We start from the raw sequence: 16,706 nt of genomic DNA on the forward strand, positions 1-16,706 counted from the left end.
TCAAAAATAACTCAATTATGTTGAATGCTGTCGCTCTATCGGCGATCGCGCACGGGAATCGGAATCGGCTCCAGTTCAGGGGTGGGTTCGGCGCCACCTAGAAGTTCCAACAGTTTTTTTAACCACGATTTGAGGGTGTCAAGCAGGCTCTCTAGATAATCCATTGATGTCCCTACTGTATCGCTATAGAACTTGCAGATGCCCTGTGTCCTGCATAAAGACAAAAAAGGCATCGTAACTTTAAGCTAGCACAATCTTTTTGAATCGGCACCCGATCAATTGAAGACTTCTAGGACTTCTGGAAGCCAAGGCCATGGCTGGCAGCGTAGCGATCCATAAAGCGAATAAAGCGATCCCACTCTTGGGGACTGCGCATCGTGTAGGTGGCCTCAATGGCAACGGGCTGGCCGTTAATGAACTTGGCATTGACATCACGGGTAACAATTTCGCCTTCTTCGTCCACCATGTACATCCCTGTGATCTCCAGATTGCCCTCTTGGACAATTTTCGGATTATCGAAGTAAAACATGGCTTGACCACTACTGCCATCCCGTGCCCGCGTCAAACGCACATCGGGAACCACTTCTTCATCAACGCCACGGATAAATTGAATTTCTGCCATTGCACCAATACTTCAAGCAATACTTCTAGGATACCTGTATCGGGGACAGCTCAAACCAAGAAATCGCGCCGCAGGCTGTAAATCACCCATTCGGGCTGCTCCAAATGGGGTAAGACCCCAGCTTTGGGGATCACTTGAAACTGTTGCAGGCGATCGCGGGCGGTGGCATAGAGTCGCTCACCCAGCGAGAGGGGCGTGAGCTTGGCCTTTTCTCCCCAGAGGATCACGGTGGGGATCGTTAACTGGGGTAAATACTGGCTGAGATCAAAGGAGAGATTTCCCTTCAGGGTGGCCAGAGCGGCCCACTCGGCATTGGGACGACAGGCGGCATCTAGGTAAGCTTCAACGGTTTCGGAGCGCAGCCGCTGCGGATCGGCAAAAATAAATTGAGTAAGGAAGTTGCGCACCGCCAAGGGGTTAGCCGCAGCCACCGTGTAAATGAGGCGATCAAGAATCGGTACACTCAGCAGGGCATTGGCGATCGCCTGTCCTTGATCTTCGCCAAAGTCATTGAACCCACTGGGGCAGACTAGACACAAACGCTCAAAAAGATGGGGTTGCTGAATCGCTAGCCGCACAACAATCCCAGCCGTCAGGGAGGAAGCGACAACGGTAACGGGCGTGCCCAGCATGCGCAGCAGTTCAGCAATCATTAGCCAGTAGTCACTACTGCTGTAGTCACGGGCTGGATGATCCGACTCCCCCCAACCAATGAGATCCGGGGCAATGACGCGGTAATGGGGCGCAAAGGCAGGATACACCTGCGACCATTCATAGTGGCTAGAGCCACCCCCCAGACTGTGGAGAAAGACAAGGGGCGGTCGAGATTGCACCTGACCCCAGTAGCGATCGCTGGGGGTGTAATAGACCATACGGCCACTGCTGGTGCTAAAGCTCTGCTGGACAAAGGTGGGCGGACAAAAGGCCATGCTACTTCAGGGGACGAATGAGATAGCCACAGCGATGTTCACCATCCACAAGCCAATGGGTGCGCTCAACAGCACAATCCCCAAGGGCGATCGCAAACATCTCTAACTCATGATTACAGACGGTGGGAAAAGACTGGGCAACAGCAGAAATCGCACAATTGTACTCCGTAAATAGATAGGCACCTGGAGGCTCACTCACGGGGTAAAACTCTGCCATATAGCCTTCCTGTCGCCGCAGGGCCACCAGTCGTGCCAAGCGTTCGGCCAAGGTACCGCTCCCCATTTGCTCCCGATAGGCCAATGCCTTGCGCTGCCAAGCTGCCTGCAATACGTCCTGCATCTGCTCTGGGCCAAGGGTTGCTGCTACGGATTCTAGGAGTTCAACCGCAAAGCCCTTTGACTGACTCGACTGTTGCCGCAGTTGCAGTTGCCGTAATTCCTCTCGCCCCGCCTCACTAATCGTGTACCGGTATTGGGGACGCCCCACCGTACCCGACAGGACTTCATAGGTCACCAGTTGCTCCGCCTCTAGATCCTTGAGGTGCCGCCGCACCGCTTGCGGACTAATCGCCAGTTGTGCCGCCAACTCCTGGGCACTGAGGTGACCGTCGCGGAGAAGGCAGTGTAAGATGTCCTGTTTAGTATCTGATGTGAGCGTCACGCAACGCCCCCTTGACTAAAACAACCGTTTTGTTGCTAAATTAGTCCTAGAGATAAAGCAACCATCTTGTTGCTTAATATACTCTAAATTTTGGCCATTCCTTCACCTAAGAGAACACTCGATGTCGGCAACGGTACAATCCCTCGTCAATCAGCCCTACAAATACGGCTTTGTCACCCAAATTGAGACGGAAACCATTCCCCGAGGTCTCAACGAGGACATTATTCGCCTCATCTCTGCCAAAAAGAACGAGCCAGAGTTCATGCTGGACTTTCGCTTGCGGGCCTATCGCCAATGGCTGAAGATGAGCGAACCCACATGGCCACGGGTGAGCTATCCCCCCATCAACTATCAAGACATTGTCTATTATTCGGCTCCAAAACAAAAGGAAAAGCTGAAGAGCTTGGATGAAGTGGATCCCGTCCTGCTGGAAACCTTTGAAAAACTAGGGATTCCCCTTTCAGAGCAAAAGCGGCTGACCAACGTGGCCGTAGATGCCATTTTCGATAGCGTGTCAGTGGCTACCACATTCCGTGAAGAGTTGGCCAAGCAGGGGATCATTTTCTGCTCCATTTCTGAAGCGCTCCACGAATATCCCGAGTTGGTGCAGAAATACTTAGGCAGCGTTGTCCCCATTGGTGATAACTTCTATGCTGCTTTGAACTCCGCCGTCTTTTCCGATGGCTCCTTTGTCTATATTCCCAAGAACACCCGCTGTCCGATGGAGCTATCCACCTATTTCCGCATTAACAATGGCGAGTCAGGGCAGTTTGAGCGCACGCTGATTATTGCTGATGAGGGCAGCTATGTTAGCTATCTTGAAGGCTGCCATCCTGCCGGCGAGCAAGTCTGTACGCCCGATGGTTGGGTGAATATTGAAAGCCTCAAGCCCGGCGACCAAGTCTATGACCATGAAGGGAATCCCCAGCGGGTACGGGCGGCGATGGTGCGTCACTACAAGGGGGATATGATTACAGTGCGCCCTGTTTCCCCCTACAATGCCTTTCGCCTCACCACGGAGCACCCTGTTTTAGTGGTCAAGCGTCGGGATGTCGCTGTGAAACGGCAGCGGCGGGGTGATTGGCTGCCAGAAGTGGACAGCAAGAAGTTAAAGCAAGCCCAACCCCAGTGGTTAAAAGCTGATGAACTTGAAGTGGGTGATTTCCTGCTTGTACCCAAGCTCCACGCGCCCACTCAACAGACCCTCTCGGATCCTGAGGTGGAACTGCTGGGATACTACTTGGCTGAAGGTAGCACTTATTTGAACTCTGCCAATGGTCAATACACCAATCAGCTCAGTTTTGGCCTACATGAGCGTCCCCTTGCAGAGCGTGCCAAGACTCTTGTGGAGACGGTTACAGGGCGTAAGGCTTACCTGACAGAGCAGCGCGATCGCCATGCCCTTGGTCTTAGCTTCTATCAAGTGGGCTATACAGCAAATAAACGCTGGGATCTTGTCCGCGAAACAGAGACTCACTTCCTTGTCCCCATTCGCGAAATTAGCCGAGAGCCTTGGGATGATCTGGTGTTCAATATTGATGTTGCTGAAACCCATAGCTACCTTGTCCGAGGCATTGCCGTTCACAACTGTACTGCTCCCATGTTTGATACCAATCAACTCCACGCAGCAGTGGTAGAACTGGTTGCCCTTGACAATGCCGAAATCAAATACTCCACGGTGCAAAACTGGTATGCCGGCGATGAAAACGGCAAGGGGGGCATCTACAACTTTGTGACCAAGCGTGGCCTCTGCCTTGGCCGTAACTCCAAGATTTCTTGGACACAGGTGGAAACGGGTTCAGCCATTACTTGGAAGTACCCCAGTTGTGTCTTGGTGGGGGATAATTCCGTGGGTGAATTTTACTCTGTTGCCCTTACCAATAATTACCAGCAGGCGGACACGGGCACCAAGATGATCCACATTGGTAAGAATACCCGCAGCACGATTGTCTCGAAGGGGATTTCGGCAGGGCACTCCCAAAATAGCTATCGCGGCTTGGTGAAAATTGGGCCAAAGGCCACGGGGGCACGCAACTATTCCCAATGCGATTCGATGCTCATTGGTGATACGGCAGCCGCCAATACCTTCCCCTATATTCAGGTGCAAAACCCCACGGCACAGGTGGAGCATGAGGCCTCAACCTCAAAAATTGGTGAGGATCAACTCTTCTATTTTGCCCAGCGGGGCATTTCTGCCGAAGATGCGGTCTCAATGATGATTAGTGGCTTCTGTCGCGATGTCTTTAACCAATTGCCGATGGAGTTTGCGGTCGAGGCCGATCGCCTGCTGAGTCTCAAGCTAGAAGGCAGTGTTGGCTAGAGGTCTTAAGATGTCCCCGGAAAGAGACGCCACACTTTGATGGTGCTGTCCTCACTGGCGGAGATCAGTTGATCCTGACCAAAGACGACACTGTACACCGCCCCCGAGTGTCCCTTGAGGTTACGTAATGGCTGACCAGAGAGGGACCAAAGTTTGACGGTTTGATCGCCGTGACCACTGGCAATGGTGCTGCCATCGGGACTCACCGCCACGCTAAAGACTTGCCCACCTTCGGTGCCAAACTGATGCTGGAGTTCTCCTGTGGTCAGGTTCCAGACTTTGATACCGTCTTGGTCGCTGCCGCTCACTAGTTGGCTGCTGTCGGGGGTAAAGGCGAGGCTATTGACATCGCTGGTGTGTCCTTCGAGGGTGCGCAGAAGGCGGCGGGAGGGCAAATCCCAAATGCGGATCAGCTTATCTACTCCGCCAGTGGCTAAAAAACGCCCATCGCGACTAATGGCAACACTGAGCATGATGCCCTCATTGCCTTTTAGGGTAGTGATTTCCTGACGGCTAGGGACATCCCACAGCTTGACGGTGTGATCATAGCTGGCACTGGCAAGGGTGCGACCATCGGGACTGAGGGCTAAGCCATTCACAAAATCTTGGTGGCCACTGAGGGTGGCTTGGAGCTGGCGATCGCCCACACCCCAGAGTTTGATTGTTTTGTCTTTGCTGCCGCTAATCACCGTTTGACCATCGGGAGTGATCACAAGGGCATAGATCCAATCGGTGTGACCGCTGGCTTGTCCGAGGGCAGTTCCCGTAGCCAAGTTCCAAAAATACAGCTTGCTATCGTCGCCACCACTGACGAGTAAATTGCCATCGGGACTAAGAGCGATCGCGTTCACTTCATCTTGATGACCGCGCAGTGTCGTAGCGAGGGCAATTTTTTGCCACTTAGAGGTGGTGGCCTCTGTGGGGGAGGCACCGTTCTGATCGGGGGAGGACGTCCAGCGTTGACTGAGTTGCCAATAGGCTAGTCCTGCGACCAAGCCGCTGATGACAAGCGTGCTCAAAAGAAGTCGAAGATCAGAACTGCCTTTGTTACTCATCCGTCCCGTACCCCAATCGCTTGCAAAAGGGCTGTACCCTACATTAACAATAAAGGCTGTGGCGCGTTTTTGCGTATCACTTGTGTTGGGCAACCCAATGGGATGGTGATCAATGAATACACCCCCCCTTCGCGACTATGAGCGCACGGTTCATTTTGCTGATACGGATGCGGCTGGGGTAGTTTACTTTGCCAATCTGCTGCGGTTTTGCCATGAGGCCTATGAGGATGCCCTTGCCCAGTTGGGGGTGGATCTGCGGCAATTTTTCAGCAACAGTGGCCTGATTGTGCCGATTACAGAGGCGCAGGTGCGGTTTTTGAAACCCCTCTACTGTGGCGATCGCCTGCGGGTGACCATTGACCCCCAAAGACTGGATCACAGCCGTTTTCAACTCACCTATACCCTCTACAAGGCAGGGGGCGATCGCGTGGCCATTGCCCAGACCCAACACATTTGCCTGCAAGAACGCCAACGGGTGGCCATCCCTGAACCTTTGAGCCGCTGGCTAAAGTCCGCACCAGAGGAAACCAGCGATCGCGAGGATTAGGGGGTTGTAAGCAGATAGCTCAAATCTTAACGAATCTCCTAAAATCTATAAGTATGGAAAGTAGATTTGTTAAAATTGGCGTTGCGGCTAAGTTGTTGGGGGTTTCGATTGAAACCCTTCGCAAATGGGAGTAAACTGGGGAATGAGTACCAGACCGCAAAAGCAGCGGTGGTCAGAGCGTGTACCTAACCACAACGCCTATGCTGGCGTGAAGTCAGCAAAGCACGTATGGTCTGCATGGTACGCGCTAAACAACGCTCTCTAACAGAGAACTAGAGGTCATGCTTTGCGCCGAATCCTCGGATGGAGTGCATGGCAAGCGGAAAGGCGCTTCTAGATGTGGTGCAAGTCCACAGCGGAGCAATCGTACCGCTACGGTTGCGAATTCTTAGGTTTCTGTAGATTTTACAGATTCTCGTAGGTTTGAATTAGCGGATAATAGGGAAGATGTTGCGTCATAGCTCACTGCAAGAATGACCCAAGCCTTTCGTGTTGAGATCCTGCACCAAGGACAAACCTACACGTTTGAAGCCAGTGCCGATAAACCCATCCTGCGATCGGCCACCGCTGCCGGCATTGATCTCCCCAGTTCCTGTAATGCCGGGGTGTGCACCACCTGTGCCGCCCAAATTCAGGAGGGCACCGTTGATCACGGGGATGCCATGGGGCTGAGTCCCGAACTGCGGGAAAAAGGTTATGTGCTCCTCTGTGTGGCTCGCCCCTGTTCGGATCTGAAACTCATCTCTGAAAAAGAGGAAGAGGTCTATAACTTCCAATTTGGCCAATTCCAGAAAGCCTAAGCCTATGGAGGAGTCCCCCCTGCCCGATGAGCCTCTGAGTCGTACGCAGGTCTTAGTGGCTATGGCGTTGACGGCCATCCTGTGGCTGATTTTGGCGCGGGTGTGGTTATTTACCCCCTTTTCCGGGGGACTTCTGCCGCTGCGCTGGGATGGTTGGGCAGTGGTTTTAGGAATTGCCCTCTGCTTAGGAATTACGGGGATGGGGGCTATTTTGTATCGCCTCTGGCCCGCCTACCGCCATGCGTCGGATACCTACCTGAAACTGGTACTTTCACCGCTGCTGTGGCCTGATCTGTTTTGGATTGGCATTCTGCCCGGCTTGAGTGAAGAGCTGCTCTTTCGCGGGGTGCTCCTACCAAGTTTGGGTCTCAACTGGGCAGGGATCATCGGCAGTTCGGTGTGCTTTGGTATTTTGCACGCTGGATCGCGGCAGCAGTGGCCCTATGCCCTGTGGGCAACCATTGTTGGCGGGCTGTTTGCCTATAGTGCCGTAGCAACGAATAATTTACTCCCAGCGATCGTGGCCCATACCTGTACCAATTGGCTGGCGGCTACGCTCTGGAAAGTCTCCTTTTTGCGATCGTCTCCCCATCAACCCTAGCGCTGGTGCCCCAGCACCCGAAAGACCTCCTGTTGCTCAAAGAGTTCAACGAGATCGGGATTAATCTTAAATTCCTTGGCCTCCTGCCACAGAATCTCTAAGGCCGCATCCACGGGCAGGCTCTTTTTGTAGGGGCGATCCTTGGCTGTCAGGGCATCGTAAATATCCGCGATCGCCAGCATCTGGGTTTGCAAAGGAATCTCCGCCGCCCCAATACCTCGCGGGTAGCCACTGCCATTCAAGCGCTCATGGTGACCATAGGCAATGATCGGCACATCCTTCAGGTGAGGGGTCCAGGGAATGCGGGAGAGAAACTGGTAGGTATAGGTCACGTGGGCTTCAATGATCCGCCGCTCCCCTTGGGTGAGATTGCCCCGCCGCACCAAGAGTTGTTCCAGTTCACTAGCCGTAATCAGGGGATGGAGTTCGCCATCAGTGCCGCGATAATAAAACTGGGTTAATTCCTGAAGGCGGCCAAGGGGTTCTTGATCGAGAATTTGCGGCTCATTGGCCTGCTCAAGCAACTGCCAATAGGCTTCGAGGGTGACCAGTTGTTGCCGCAGTTCCTCATCGAAGTGACGCAAAAAGGCACAGTGGTGACAGGCCTGTTCTGGGCTGTGAACCGTATGGGGATGGCAGAGGAGATAGTTCACCTTGGCTTGAGCCGTTTCCATTTCTAGGGTGCGGCGCACGAGGGCAAACCGTTGGCGAATCACCTCCAGTTGTTCAGGGAAAAATTTCTTTTGCTTGTTGAGAATGGCTTCAGGGACGGCCACCTTACCAAAATCATGGAGCAGCGCTGCATAGCGAATCTCTTGCAGTTGGCGATCGCTAAAGGAGACTTCCCGAAAGACGCCCCTTGAGGTTGCATGGGTGATCTCTGCTAGGCGTACTGTCAGCGCCGCCACCCGTTCCGAATGTCCTGCCGTGGTGGGATCCCGCACCTCAATTGCTTGCACTGAGGCGGTGACAAAGCCCTCAAAGAGCTGTTCAATACTTTCAAGCAGGTGGTTGCGCTCAATAATCACGGCGGCCTGACTGGCCAGCGATCGCACAATGTGTTCTTCCCAAGGGCTATAGGGCTGGGTGAGAGCCACGGTGGTTTCTGGCGTCAGCAGGGTGTCGGGCGATCGCTTGCGGTTAATCAGTTGCAGAACGCCAATCACTTCACCACTGACATTTTGCATCGGCACCACCAGTACCGAGCAGGTTCGATAGCGCAGGGCTTCATCAAAAGAACGATTGAACTGGTACACCTCGTTACCGTCGAGGGCATACACATCGGCAATATTCAGCGATTCCCCCGTGAGGGCGGCATAGCCCACCAAGCTATCAGGGGTGAGGGGAACCGTAGCGTCCTGTACCTGCTCAGGGAGAGCAACGCTATCATTTTGAGCCGCCTTAAATTCCAGAGCTGCCCGTTCGCGCTGAACTAGAAAAATCGTGCCGGCATCGCTAGCGGTAATTTGGCGACTTTTCGTAAGAATGAGATGCAGTAGTTCCTCTAGGGATTGGCTCGCGGAAAGGGCAATGCCAATTTCCAGAAGCTGATCGACAAGCGTTTCCGCATCCGAGCCAAGCACCGCTCGTTCAAGGGGGCTGACAATCATTGCGCAAGACCGGTGAGGAATGCGCCCATTATAGATGCGTTGCAAGAATCCGGTTGTGATCTAATTGCGGTGGTTGTTGTGATAGGGAATGCGTGCTCCTGCCCAAGCCAACTTCTCCCGCAGCGTTTGATAAAAGGAGTAGTGATCCCGCAGGATGATAAAGCGTGCCTGACAATCGGCCATCGTCACCTGTACCCGCTGCCCCGGCCAAATGGAGGTGGCCAGTACGCCATCCATCCACAGTTTGGTATTGAGGCTGTGATCGTCCAACGGCCAAATGCTTACTGCCGAGCGTGAGGGCAAGACAATGGGGCGGCTAGAGAGACTCAAGGGGCAAATCGGCGTCACTACAAGGGCTTCCATCCCCGGATGCAAAATGGGGCCATTGGCTGCAACCGTATAGCAGGTGGAGCCGGTGGGGGTGGCCACCAGCAACCCATCCCCTTGGTACTGATCCACCACATCGCCATCTATTTCCATTTCGAGGATAGCGGTAATCATGCGATCGGCAGACGCCGGCTTAATACACATTTCATTCAGGGCATAGTAGCGATCGCCCACCACTTCAGGATGCAATTTTGGTCCCTCAAACACTTGGGCTTGCAGCATCATTCGCTGTTGCATGGCGTACTCATCCCGCTCAAGGCGATCCCAAACCGCCTCCATATCGCGAAACAGCTCTAATGGTTCCGTCAAAAACCCCAAATGCCCTCCCACATTCACCGCCAGAATCGGAACCCCAGCCGCAGCCAGATGCCGTGCCGCCGCCAAGGAAGTGCCATCTCCCCCCAGAACAACAGCCAGATCAATCGGCTCTGTCACCGAGGCCATAAAGACGGGGTAGGGGTTGTCCTTAGGCCCACTGGGGCCCACGAGCACATTGGCGCCACGCTGTTGTAGTTGACGGGAGGCGCGATCCGCCCATTCCTTGCTCTGGCGATCGCCCGCCTTATGAACGACAATGACCTGATTTAGTTGCATCCAGCGTGCCTATAGGGGGTACATAAACAGGATGTGGCCATAGGGCAAGGGTTGGAGCCTACTCCCTCCTTCTGCAACGAACTCTCGGCTACTCGTTGTCTAGATCCTGCACCTCTTTCACAATGCGTGCCAACTCCGTTTTTTCATCCACAGCAATACGGGTGGGGGTACCGCTAATAATCCCCTCAAAATTACGGAAGGAATCGCGAATTTCCGCCCCCTTCTCACTAATCACGTACTCACGAATGCCCTTATCATGCCAAGAACCACGCATCTTGAAGACGTTAATCGCCCGTGACATTTCACCGCGAATTTCCACATACTGCAACAGCAAAATCGTGTCCGTAATGGTCGAGATATGGGACTCCGTAATCGAGTTCGACCCCATAAATTGATCCGTCGTGTTGGTGAAAAAACCAGTGATCTCCTCCTGCTTAGCAAAGCCTGTAACCCCAATCACAAACTGCCGGAAGGCATTATTACTTACCCCCCGATCCAGCGCTGATAGGGAATCAATGGCTACCCGCGAAGGCTTAAAGTCGGCAATTTCCGACTTGATAATTTGCAGGTGATCCTCAAGACCCGCTGATTCTGGATAGGCACAGACAATCCGCAGCAGACCTTGGCGTTCTAACTCCTCAAAATCAATGCCCCAAGAGGAAGCGTTGCGCGACAACTGCGCCCGCGATTCTTCATAGGCAAACAGCAGTGCCCGTTCTCCCTGTTGGCAGCCCGTCTCCAAGAATTTGCTGACCAAGAGGGTCTTGCCAGTACCCGTCGCACCCGTGGCCAAAATAATCGAATCCTTGAAGAAGCCGCCGCCACACATCTCGTCGAGGGTCTTGACCCCCGAAGACACCCGCACATTGGAGGAGCGCTGCGTAAGACGCATGGCTCCCAACGGAAAGATATTGATACCGTTGTTGATCGTAAAGGGATATTCCCCCTTCATGTGGGTGGTGCCCCGCAGCTTGAGAATTTCGACCGTGCGCCGCCGCCGTTCTCCCTCCAGCACATTACGCAAAATCACCACATTATCGGAGACAAACTCTTCGACGCCAAAGCGTGCCACTGGGCCATATTCATCAATGCGCTCCGTGGTCATAATGGTGGTGACCCCCAGTTGCTTAAGGCGGAAGGCCAAGCGGAAAATTTCCCGCCGTACCACTGAGGCCGCATCGTATTGCTGAAAGACGGCTGTCACGGAGTCAATGGAAACCCGTGTTGCTTTGTACTTGCGGATGGCGTACTGGATGCGTTCAATCAGCGCCGATAGATCAAAGTCTCCCGCCACATCTTGGCCATCGGGATCGGGGGAGGCATCAAGGATAAAGAGCTTCCCTTGATCAATGAGACCTTGGAGATCCCAGCCAAAGCTCAGGGCGTTTTTAATAATGTCGTGGGGAGACTCCTCAAAGGTGACGAAGATCCCCGGCTCATTGAAAATCGTAATGCCGTTGTAGAGAAACTGCACTGCAAAGAGGGTCTTGCCGGTACCCGATGTACCACTGACGAGTGTCGTGCGTCCTTGGGGCAGGCCACCATGACTAATGTCATCAAAGCCCTCGATCATCGTGCGGATTTTTTTGACTTCGGCAGCCACCTTCGGCGTTGAACTGGGCTGGTTTTCTGGTGTATCAGTCATAGAGGTTCTAAGTCGGCACTCTTAAAGGGATTTCCAAAGGGTTATTCTAAACCGAGGGGAAGAAAGGTCTCATTCCAGATCAAGATCGTCTTCGGCTTGCTCACCAATCTCTTCATACAGCAAGTCAAGACCAATGAGCACCTTTTCGCGATTGGAGAGATCGCCAATGATGCGGCGCACTGGTGGGGGCAAGACTTTGGCAAGGGTTGGGGTCGCTAGAATTTTATCCTCCTCCGCCAGTTGCGGATTTTTTAGGACATCAATGACTTTGAGGGCATAAACCCCCTTAAATTCCTTTTCAAGAATATTATTAAGGGTTTTGAGGGCACGCACGGAGTTGGCGGTGTTACCAGCCACATAGAGCTTGAGAACGTAGGTTTTCCGCAGTGGGGCCATAGAAACTACACCTCACGCGGAATGGAGCGACGGTACATTTCACACAGATGGGCAATGACATCGATGAGCGTCAGGCGATAGTCCAGCAAAATGTCCTCACTACGACCTTCGAGTTTGAGTTGCTTGGAAAAGTTATCCATGAGTTCGACGTGAATCTCTAGCACTTGGGAAACAGAAATATCCGCGAAGAACGCTTTACTAACAAACTCGTCAATGTGCTCATTAACTTTGGCATCGGTGTTAAAGTATTCAAGGATAATGGTACGATAAATTGAGCGCAATTCGTCCAGCAGCTTGCGTTTATCGGCAGTAGACATACGGCGGAAGAAAAATTCCGTGTCTCGTTTGTAATAGACCCCTAGGTAGCCGAGCCGCTCCTTCAATTTTTGGGAAAGACGATGCTGCGGATCAACATTACTGCTTTCTTTCAGGGCTGGCATGCGAAACATGACATGGGGCGGTACCGCACAGCCTGGACAGAGTTTGACAAATCCCGTAATGGCTTCCTCAATTTGGTGGTTGAGCTGGTGGAGGTTGTCAGCGGTGAGAATGATTTCAGCAATGTGGTAGTGCGGACCCGGCGGAACGGGTGAGGTGCCGGCAGGAAAGATAATGATCGCAGGCAGGAGTGTGGCGCTGTGGTGAAGATAGGTAATGATTTGCGGAGTTCCCTCTCCCCATTCTAAAATTAAACAAGCGACATTATTGCGCCGCTGCTCTAGGTAAGTGCAAAACTCTCTCTCGTCGGAAAAATAAACCAGTTCATCGATGTCGGAGTTGTGCAAACGGACTAATTCTTGGCCAATAGCGGGCGAGTAAACTAAGCCACAGATTGTTAGTGCGGTTGACTGCGCCACGTGCTTTCAGAACTTGGGTTTGCATCTGATAGCATCCTATCACTTTCTCGCTGGTGGTGGCAGTGTTTTCTGGAGGAGTGTTGCCATTTCATTACAAGCTTAGGACCAACAGCCCTGCTCACAAGGACAGAACACGCTCAAGAATGGAAAAGCCAGTGTAAAACGGCATCCTATCTCATGATTTGATGTATCCCCCATTTCAAAAAAGGGCTGTATCCATGAATTCCCTCTCCCTAGCCAGCTTTACTGAACCTGCAATGACGGTGGGGGCAGGTTTGTCTCTCAGCGAGGTGTGCCAGCGTTGGCAAGAAACTCTCCCAGAGACGATCGTCATTGTGGATGAGCGGCAAAAACCCTTGGGAGTGGTGCAGGGCTGGCGGTTGGCGTTGAGTTTGGAGCGGGAAGGGACGTTAGCCGACTTGGCGGTGGGGAGTGTGACGGCTTCTTGGCGATCGCCCGTGATGGTGGTACCCGCAACGTGGACACTATTGCAGTTTCAGGGGTGGTTGCGCAGCCAAGCCCAGATGCCAGCCTATATTGCGGTGGTGGATGCCGAGGGTTGTTTTTTGGGACTGCTGGATCAGCACCGCTTGCTCTATCGTTGGGCATGCCAGCCCCCTTTGCCTTGGCTAGAAGTGATTGAACAATTGCCTTTGCCGGTACAAATTCAAAATGCCCAAGGGAGAGTTGTTTGGCAAAATCGTGCTTGGTCAGAACACTTAACTGATTTCTTGCCACTGGTGCAGCCTAAATTTGAAGGCATGAATTGTCAGACACTAGAGGCGCGATCGCTCTGGCAGGTGTGTTCGTTTCCCTTGAATTTAACGTCATTGGACTGGGAGAAGGCAGAAAGCGGTGTCGCGGTGGCGAGCGATCGCTATTGGTTATTTTTTGCCCAACGGCGGCAAGAGGCTGATCCGACGACCCCCACCCGCTTGCACCAACTGCGCCTGCATCAGCAAAAGCGCCTCCTCCTGAGCTTGGGACATGAACTCAAAAATCCCCTAACGGCGATTCTCGGCCTCACCCAACTGCTGTGGCAGCACCCCCTACCAGAACAACAGGACTACCTTGCCCTGATCCAGCGTAGCGGTTGGCAAATGAATCGCCTCATTCAGGCGTGGCAGGACTACACCCGTGCCCTCTGGCGAGAGTTGGAATTGCAATGGGAAACCGTAGAATTGGCGGGTCTATGGTTGCGATCGCAGGAATTGGCGGAGCATCTTTACAACCTAACGACGCCGGGTTGGCAGTGGCAGTGGCAAATTGATCAGCCCTTGAGCCATGTATACCTCTACGGCGATGCTCTGCGGCTACGCCAGATTCTTGCCCATCTCTTGGGGTGGCTGATGCTCTTTCCCAGCGATCGCTATGGACTGCGCTTGAGTCGCTGGCAAAATTGGCTGGCGCTGCAACTGTGGGAAGAGGGACACGGCATTCCCCTTAAGGATCACGATCGCCTGCTGCACGAATGCCTCGAGGACTACGCCGAAGTCACCATGGGGCTGATGCTCGCCCGCCAACTCTGTCGTCTCCACAATGGTGAGCTGTCCTTTATTGCCCAAGCTGACGAGTCCAGTGAGTGGACAGTCCTACTGCCCTTTGCTGAGGAACTTCCCCCTGAGTTACCCACTACGGCTCAATTGATCCTTTTGGTCAGTAATGATGCCACGTGGATCATGGACACGACTTCGGCACTGCGGCGCAGTCACTACGGCTATATGGTCGCTCGCCATCCCCTTGAAGCCCTTGATAAGCTGGAGCAACTGCAACCCACGGCCATTGTCGTCCGCCCCGCCAGTAGTCTGATTTTGGCTGATGTGGTTGAAAGTCTGACCACCAGCCCCTTCACGGCCACTGTGCCGTTGATCATCCTCTCTGATGAAGCCACCCCCTTGGGCTTGACCGGTTTTGTGCAACGGCTGCCCCTGAGTAGTCATCCCAGTCTGCTGATTGATGTCCTCGATCGCTGGTGTTTTCCACGAGTGGCTACTCCAGCGGCAGAACCGACCTTTGAGCGTCCCCTCCTCAATCAAACGGTACTCCGCCTCGGCCTACTCCATGAAATTAGCCTGCCCCACCTGCGGCTCCTCGAAGCAGAAGACCTCGAACAGGCCGATCTCTTGGTGGAGATTTGGCAGCCCGATGTTCTAATTTGGGATTTGCCCGCTGACGAGGTCGCCCATCTGGAGAATCATCCCAAACTACGAAAACTTCCCATGATTACCTTGGCCGAAGATAGCAGCCGAGCCATTCATCAATTGGGGGATGTCATGGTCTTTCCCTGCCTCAATCTGGCGGACTTAATGGATGTGGTGCTCCTTGCCGCAACGGTAAAAGCTCAAAGCTGACTCAGCACTGTCCGCGCTGCCGCAATGGTGCGCTCAATATCCGCCTCGGTATGGGCAAGGGAAGTAAAGCCTGCTTCAAACTGGGATGGCGCAAGGTAAATCCCCTGCTCCAGCATGCCCCGGTGGAAGGCCGCAAACTTTTTCAAATCGGACTGCTTGGCTTGCTCATAGTTCGTCACCGGACCAGCGGTGAAAAAGAGACCAAACATGCCACTGATGTGCCCACCACACACCTCATGGCCAAATTCCCGTGCGGCGTCTAACAGTCCTTGGATCAGCTTGCCTGTGATCCGATCCAGTTGCTCATAGCTACCGGGGCGGCTGAGAATTTCCAAGGTTTTGATGCCCGCTGTCATTGCCAAGGGATTGCCAGAGAGGGTACCCGCTTGATACACTGGCCCTGCCGGCGCCACCATCTTCATAATGTCAGCGCGACCGCCATAGGCACCCACTGGTAGGCCACCGCCAATCACTTTTCCGAGGGTGGTGAGGTCGGGTGTCACACCAAATTTTTCCTGAGCACCGCCATAGGCAATGCGAAAGCCGGTCATCACTTCGTCAAAGACCAAGAGGGCACCGTACTGTTTTGTCAGTTCCCGCAGCCCTTCGAGAAAGCCGGCATCCGGCGGAATAAAGCCAGCATTACCCACCACGGGTTCAAGAATCACCCCCGCAATGTCATCGGGATACTGTTCAAAGAGGCGACTGACGGCTTCGAGATCGTTGTAGGGTGCAGTTAATGTGGCGGCAGTGGTTGCTTTCGGCACGCCGGGAGAATCGGGTAAGCCCAAGGTGGCCACCCCTGACCCTGCTTTGACCAAGAACATATCGGCATGGCCGTGGTAGCAGCCTTCAAACTTGATCACTTTTTCCCGCTGGGTATAGGCACGCATCAGCCGCAGCACTGCCATACAGGCTTCGGTGCCAGAGTTGACAAAGCGCACCATCTCAACGCTGGGGACAGCGGCAATCACCATTTCCGCCAAGATATTCTCAAGCACACAGGGGGCGCCAAAGCTGGTTCCCTTTTCAAGGGCGGCATGGAGAGCGTCAATGACTTCGGGATGGGCATGGCCGACGATCGCGGGTCCCCAAGACCCCACATAGTCAATGTATTGGTTGCCGTCCACATCCCAAATGTGGGCACCCTTGACATGATCAAAGACAATGGGCTGGCCGCCGACGGACTTGAAGGCACGCACGGGTGAACTGACGCCACCGGGCATGAGTTTTTGGGCAGCGGCAAAAATTTCTTGGGATTTTGTGGTTTGAAAAACGGTCGTGGTCAACGTCAACTCCCTCAAGCATTGGCGTGCTCACAGTATTATAGG

General features: G+C 53.5%; 15 protein-coding genes and 2 pseudogenes. 6 read left to right on the forward strand and 11 right to left on the reverse strand.

Translation table 11 applies throughout. The annotated features are described in order from the left end of the window. Nucleotides 1-35: 35 nt before the first annotated feature. From KV190_RS11850 to sufR, 4 genes are all read right to left on the reverse strand, one after another. Entirely contained in the window at nucleotides 36-164 is a 129-nt protein-coding gene (locus KV190_RS11850; protein ID WP_286626960.1) for a hypothetical protein, read from the reverse strand. Between the two features lie 125 nt (nucleotides 165-289). Beyond that, nucleotides 290-622 (reverse strand): photosystem II reaction center protein Psb28, encoded by a 333-nt coding sequence (gene psb28, locus KV190_RS11855; RefSeq protein WP_149818920.1) that lies wholly within the window; start codon nucleotides 620-622, stop codon nucleotides 290-292. Between the two features lie 50 nt (nucleotides 623-672). Next, nucleotides 673-1,551 (reverse strand): alpha/beta fold hydrolase, encoded by an 879-nt coding sequence (locus KV190_RS11860; protein ID WP_460193567.1) that lies wholly within the window; start codon nucleotides 1,549-1,551, stop codon nucleotides 673-675. A gap of 1 nt (nucleotide 1,552) precedes the next feature. After that, the gene (gene sufR, locus KV190_RS11865; RefSeq protein ID WP_460193568.1) at nucleotides 1,553-2,212 is read right to left on the reverse strand and encodes an iron-sulfur cluster biosynthesis transcriptional regulator SufR; all 660 of its coding nucleotides are present in this window, start codon (nucleotides 2,210-2,212) and stop codon (nucleotides 1,553-1,555) included. A gap of 121 nt (nucleotides 2,213-2,333) precedes the next feature. Here sufR and KV190_RS11870 point away from each other — a divergent pair. Both KV190_RS11870 and KV190_RS11875 read left to right on the forward strand, forming a co-directional pair. After that, nucleotides 2,334-3,041, forward strand: a pseudogene (locus KV190_RS11870) (SufB/SufD family protein); the annotation flags it as partial. A gap of 711 nt (nucleotides 3,042-3,752) precedes the next feature. Continuing rightward, nucleotides 3,753-4,532: pseudogene (locus tag KV190_RS11875) on the forward strand (SufD family Fe-S cluster assembly protein); the annotation flags it as partial. Between the two features lie 5 nt (nucleotides 4,533-4,537). On the opposite strand, the gene KV190_RS11880 reads toward KV190_RS11875, so the two are convergent. Beyond that, nucleotides 4,538-5,551: a WD40 repeat domain-containing protein gene (locus KV190_RS11880; protein ID WP_460193570.1), complete on the reverse strand. Its 1,014-nt coding sequence runs from the start codon at nucleotides 5,549-5,551 to the stop codon at nucleotides 4,538-4,540. 148 nt (nucleotides 5,552-5,699) lie between these two features. Here KV190_RS11880 and KV190_RS11885 point away from each other — a divergent pair, with 148 nt between their 5' ends. From KV190_RS11885 to KV190_RS11895, 3 genes are all read left to right on the forward strand, one after another. Next, entirely contained in the window at nucleotides 5,700-6,134 is a 435-nt protein-coding gene (locus KV190_RS11885) for an acyl-CoA thioesterase (RefSeq protein WP_460193571.1), read from the forward strand. 473 nt (nucleotides 6,135-6,607) lie between these two features. After that, on the forward strand, nucleotides 6,608-6,934 hold the full coding sequence (locus KV190_RS11890; RefSeq protein WP_460193572.1) for a 2Fe-2S iron-sulfur cluster-binding protein: 327 nt from the start codon (nucleotides 6,608-6,610) through the stop codon (nucleotides 6,932-6,934). Between the two features lie 4 nt (nucleotides 6,935-6,938). Then, nucleotides 6,939-7,535, forward strand: coding sequence for a CPBP family intramembrane glutamic endopeptidase (locus tag KV190_RS11895; protein ID WP_460193573.1), 597 nt, complete (start codon nucleotides 6,939-6,941; stop codon nucleotides 7,533-7,535). On the opposite strand, the gene KV190_RS11900 is transcribed toward KV190_RS11895, so the two are convergent. From KV190_RS11900 to KV190_RS11920, 5 genes are all read right to left on the reverse strand, one after another. Then, entirely contained in the window at nucleotides 7,532-9,145 is a 1,614-nt protein-coding gene (locus KV190_RS11900; protein WP_460193574.1) for an HD domain-containing phosphohydrolase, read from the reverse strand. The genes KV190_RS11895 and KV190_RS11900 overlap by 4 nt on opposite strands. A gap of 60 nt (nucleotides 9,146-9,205) precedes the next feature. Further along, nucleotides 9,206-10,126 carry an NAD(+) kinase gene (locus KV190_RS11905; protein WP_297049075.1) on the reverse strand — a complete coding sequence of 307 codons (921 nt, stop codon included), beginning with the start codon at nucleotides 10,124-10,126 and terminating at the stop codon, nucleotides 9,206-9,208. An 88-nt stretch (nucleotides 10,127-10,214) separates the two neighbouring features. Then, the gene (gene kaiC, locus KV190_RS11910; protein ID WP_460193576.1) at nucleotides 10,215-11,771 is read right to left on the reverse strand and encodes a circadian clock protein KaiC; all 1,557 of its coding nucleotides are present in this window, start codon (nucleotides 11,769-11,771) and stop codon (nucleotides 10,215-10,217) included. Between the two features lie 69 nt (nucleotides 11,772-11,840). Then, on the reverse strand, nucleotides 11,841-12,167 hold the full coding sequence (gene kaiB / locus KV190_RS11915; RefSeq protein WP_206199962.1) for a circadian clock protein KaiB: 327 nt from the start codon (nucleotides 12,165-12,167) through the stop codon (nucleotides 11,841-11,843). A gap of 5 nt (nucleotides 12,168-12,172) precedes the next feature. Further along, complete coding sequence (locus KV190_RS11920; RefSeq protein ID WP_460193577.1) at nucleotides 12,173-13,024, reverse strand: circadian clock protein KaiA; 852 nt, start codon at nucleotides 13,022-13,024, stop codon at nucleotides 12,173-12,175. 218 nt (nucleotides 13,025-13,242) lie between these two features. On the opposite strand from KV190_RS11920, the gene KV190_RS11925 reads away from it, so the two are divergent. Continuing rightward, complete coding sequence (locus tag KV190_RS11925; RefSeq protein ID WP_460193578.1) at nucleotides 13,243-15,375, forward strand: histidine kinase dimerization/phospho-acceptor domain-containing protein; 2,133 nt, start codon at nucleotides 13,243-13,245, stop codon at nucleotides 15,373-15,375. Here KV190_RS11925 and hemL read toward each other — a convergent pair. Then, on the reverse strand, nucleotides 15,366-16,601 hold the full coding sequence (gene hemL, locus KV190_RS11930; RefSeq protein WP_460195285.1) for a glutamate-1-semialdehyde 2,1-aminomutase: 1,236 nt from the start codon (nucleotides 16,599-16,601) through the stop codon (nucleotides 15,366-15,368). The genes KV190_RS11925 and hemL overlap by 10 nt on opposite strands. Nucleotides 16,602-16,706 lie beyond the last annotated feature (105 nt).

The sequence above is a fragment of the Thermosynechococcus sp. FA-CM-4201 genome (assembly GCF_054689355.1).

What these genes read in the sequence shown, in the direction of transcription:
- KV190_RS11885 (WP_460193571.1), top strand. Translation starts at nt 5,700, where the DNA reads ATGAATACACCCCCCCTTCGCGACTATGAGCGCACGGTTCATTTTGCT.
- KV190_RS11890 (WP_460193572.1), top strand. Translation starts at nt 6,608, where the DNA reads ATGACCCAAGCCTTTCGTGTTGAGATCCTGCACCAAGGACAAACCTAC.
- KV190_RS11850 (WP_286626960.1), bottom strand. Translation starts at nt 164, where the DNA reads ATGGATTATCTAGAGAGCCTGCTTGACACCCTCAAATCGTGGTTAAAA.
- KV190_RS11900 (WP_460193574.1), bottom strand. Translation starts at nt 9,145, where the DNA reads ATGATTGTCAGCCCCCTTGAACGAGCGGTGCTTGGCTCGGATGCGGAA.
- kaiC (WP_460193576.1), bottom strand. Translation starts at nt 11,771, where the DNA reads ATGACTGATACACCAGAAAACCAGCCCAGTTCAACGCCGAAGGTGGCT.
- psb28 (WP_149818920.1), bottom strand. Translation starts at nt 622, where the DNA reads ATGGCAGAAATTCAATTTATCCGTGGCGTTGATGAAGAAGTGGTTCCC.
- KV190_RS11895 (WP_460193573.1), top strand. Translation starts at nt 6,939, where the DNA reads ATGGAGGAGTCCCCCCTGCCCGATGAGCCTCTGAGTCGTACGCAGGTC.
- hemL (WP_460195285.1), bottom strand. Translation starts at nt 16,601, where the DNA reads ATGCCCGGTGGCGTCAGTTCACCCGTGCGTGCCTTCAAGTCCGTCGGC.
- KV190_RS11925 (WP_460193578.1), top strand. Translation starts at nt 13,243, where the DNA reads ATGAATTCCCTCTCCCTAGCCAGCTTTACTGAACCTGCAATGACGGTG.
- kaiB (WP_206199962.1), bottom strand. Translation starts at nt 12,167, where the DNA reads ATGGCCCCACTGCGGAAAACCTACGTTCTCAAGCTCTATGTGGCTGGT.
- KV190_RS11860 (WP_460193567.1), bottom strand. Translation starts at nt 1,551, where the DNA reads ATGGCCTTTTGTCCGCCCACCTTTGTCCAGCAGAGCTTTAGCACCAGC.
- KV190_RS11905 (WP_297049075.1), bottom strand. Translation starts at nt 10,126, where the DNA reads ATGCAACTAAATCAGGTCATTGTCGTTCATAAGGCGGGCGATCGCCAG.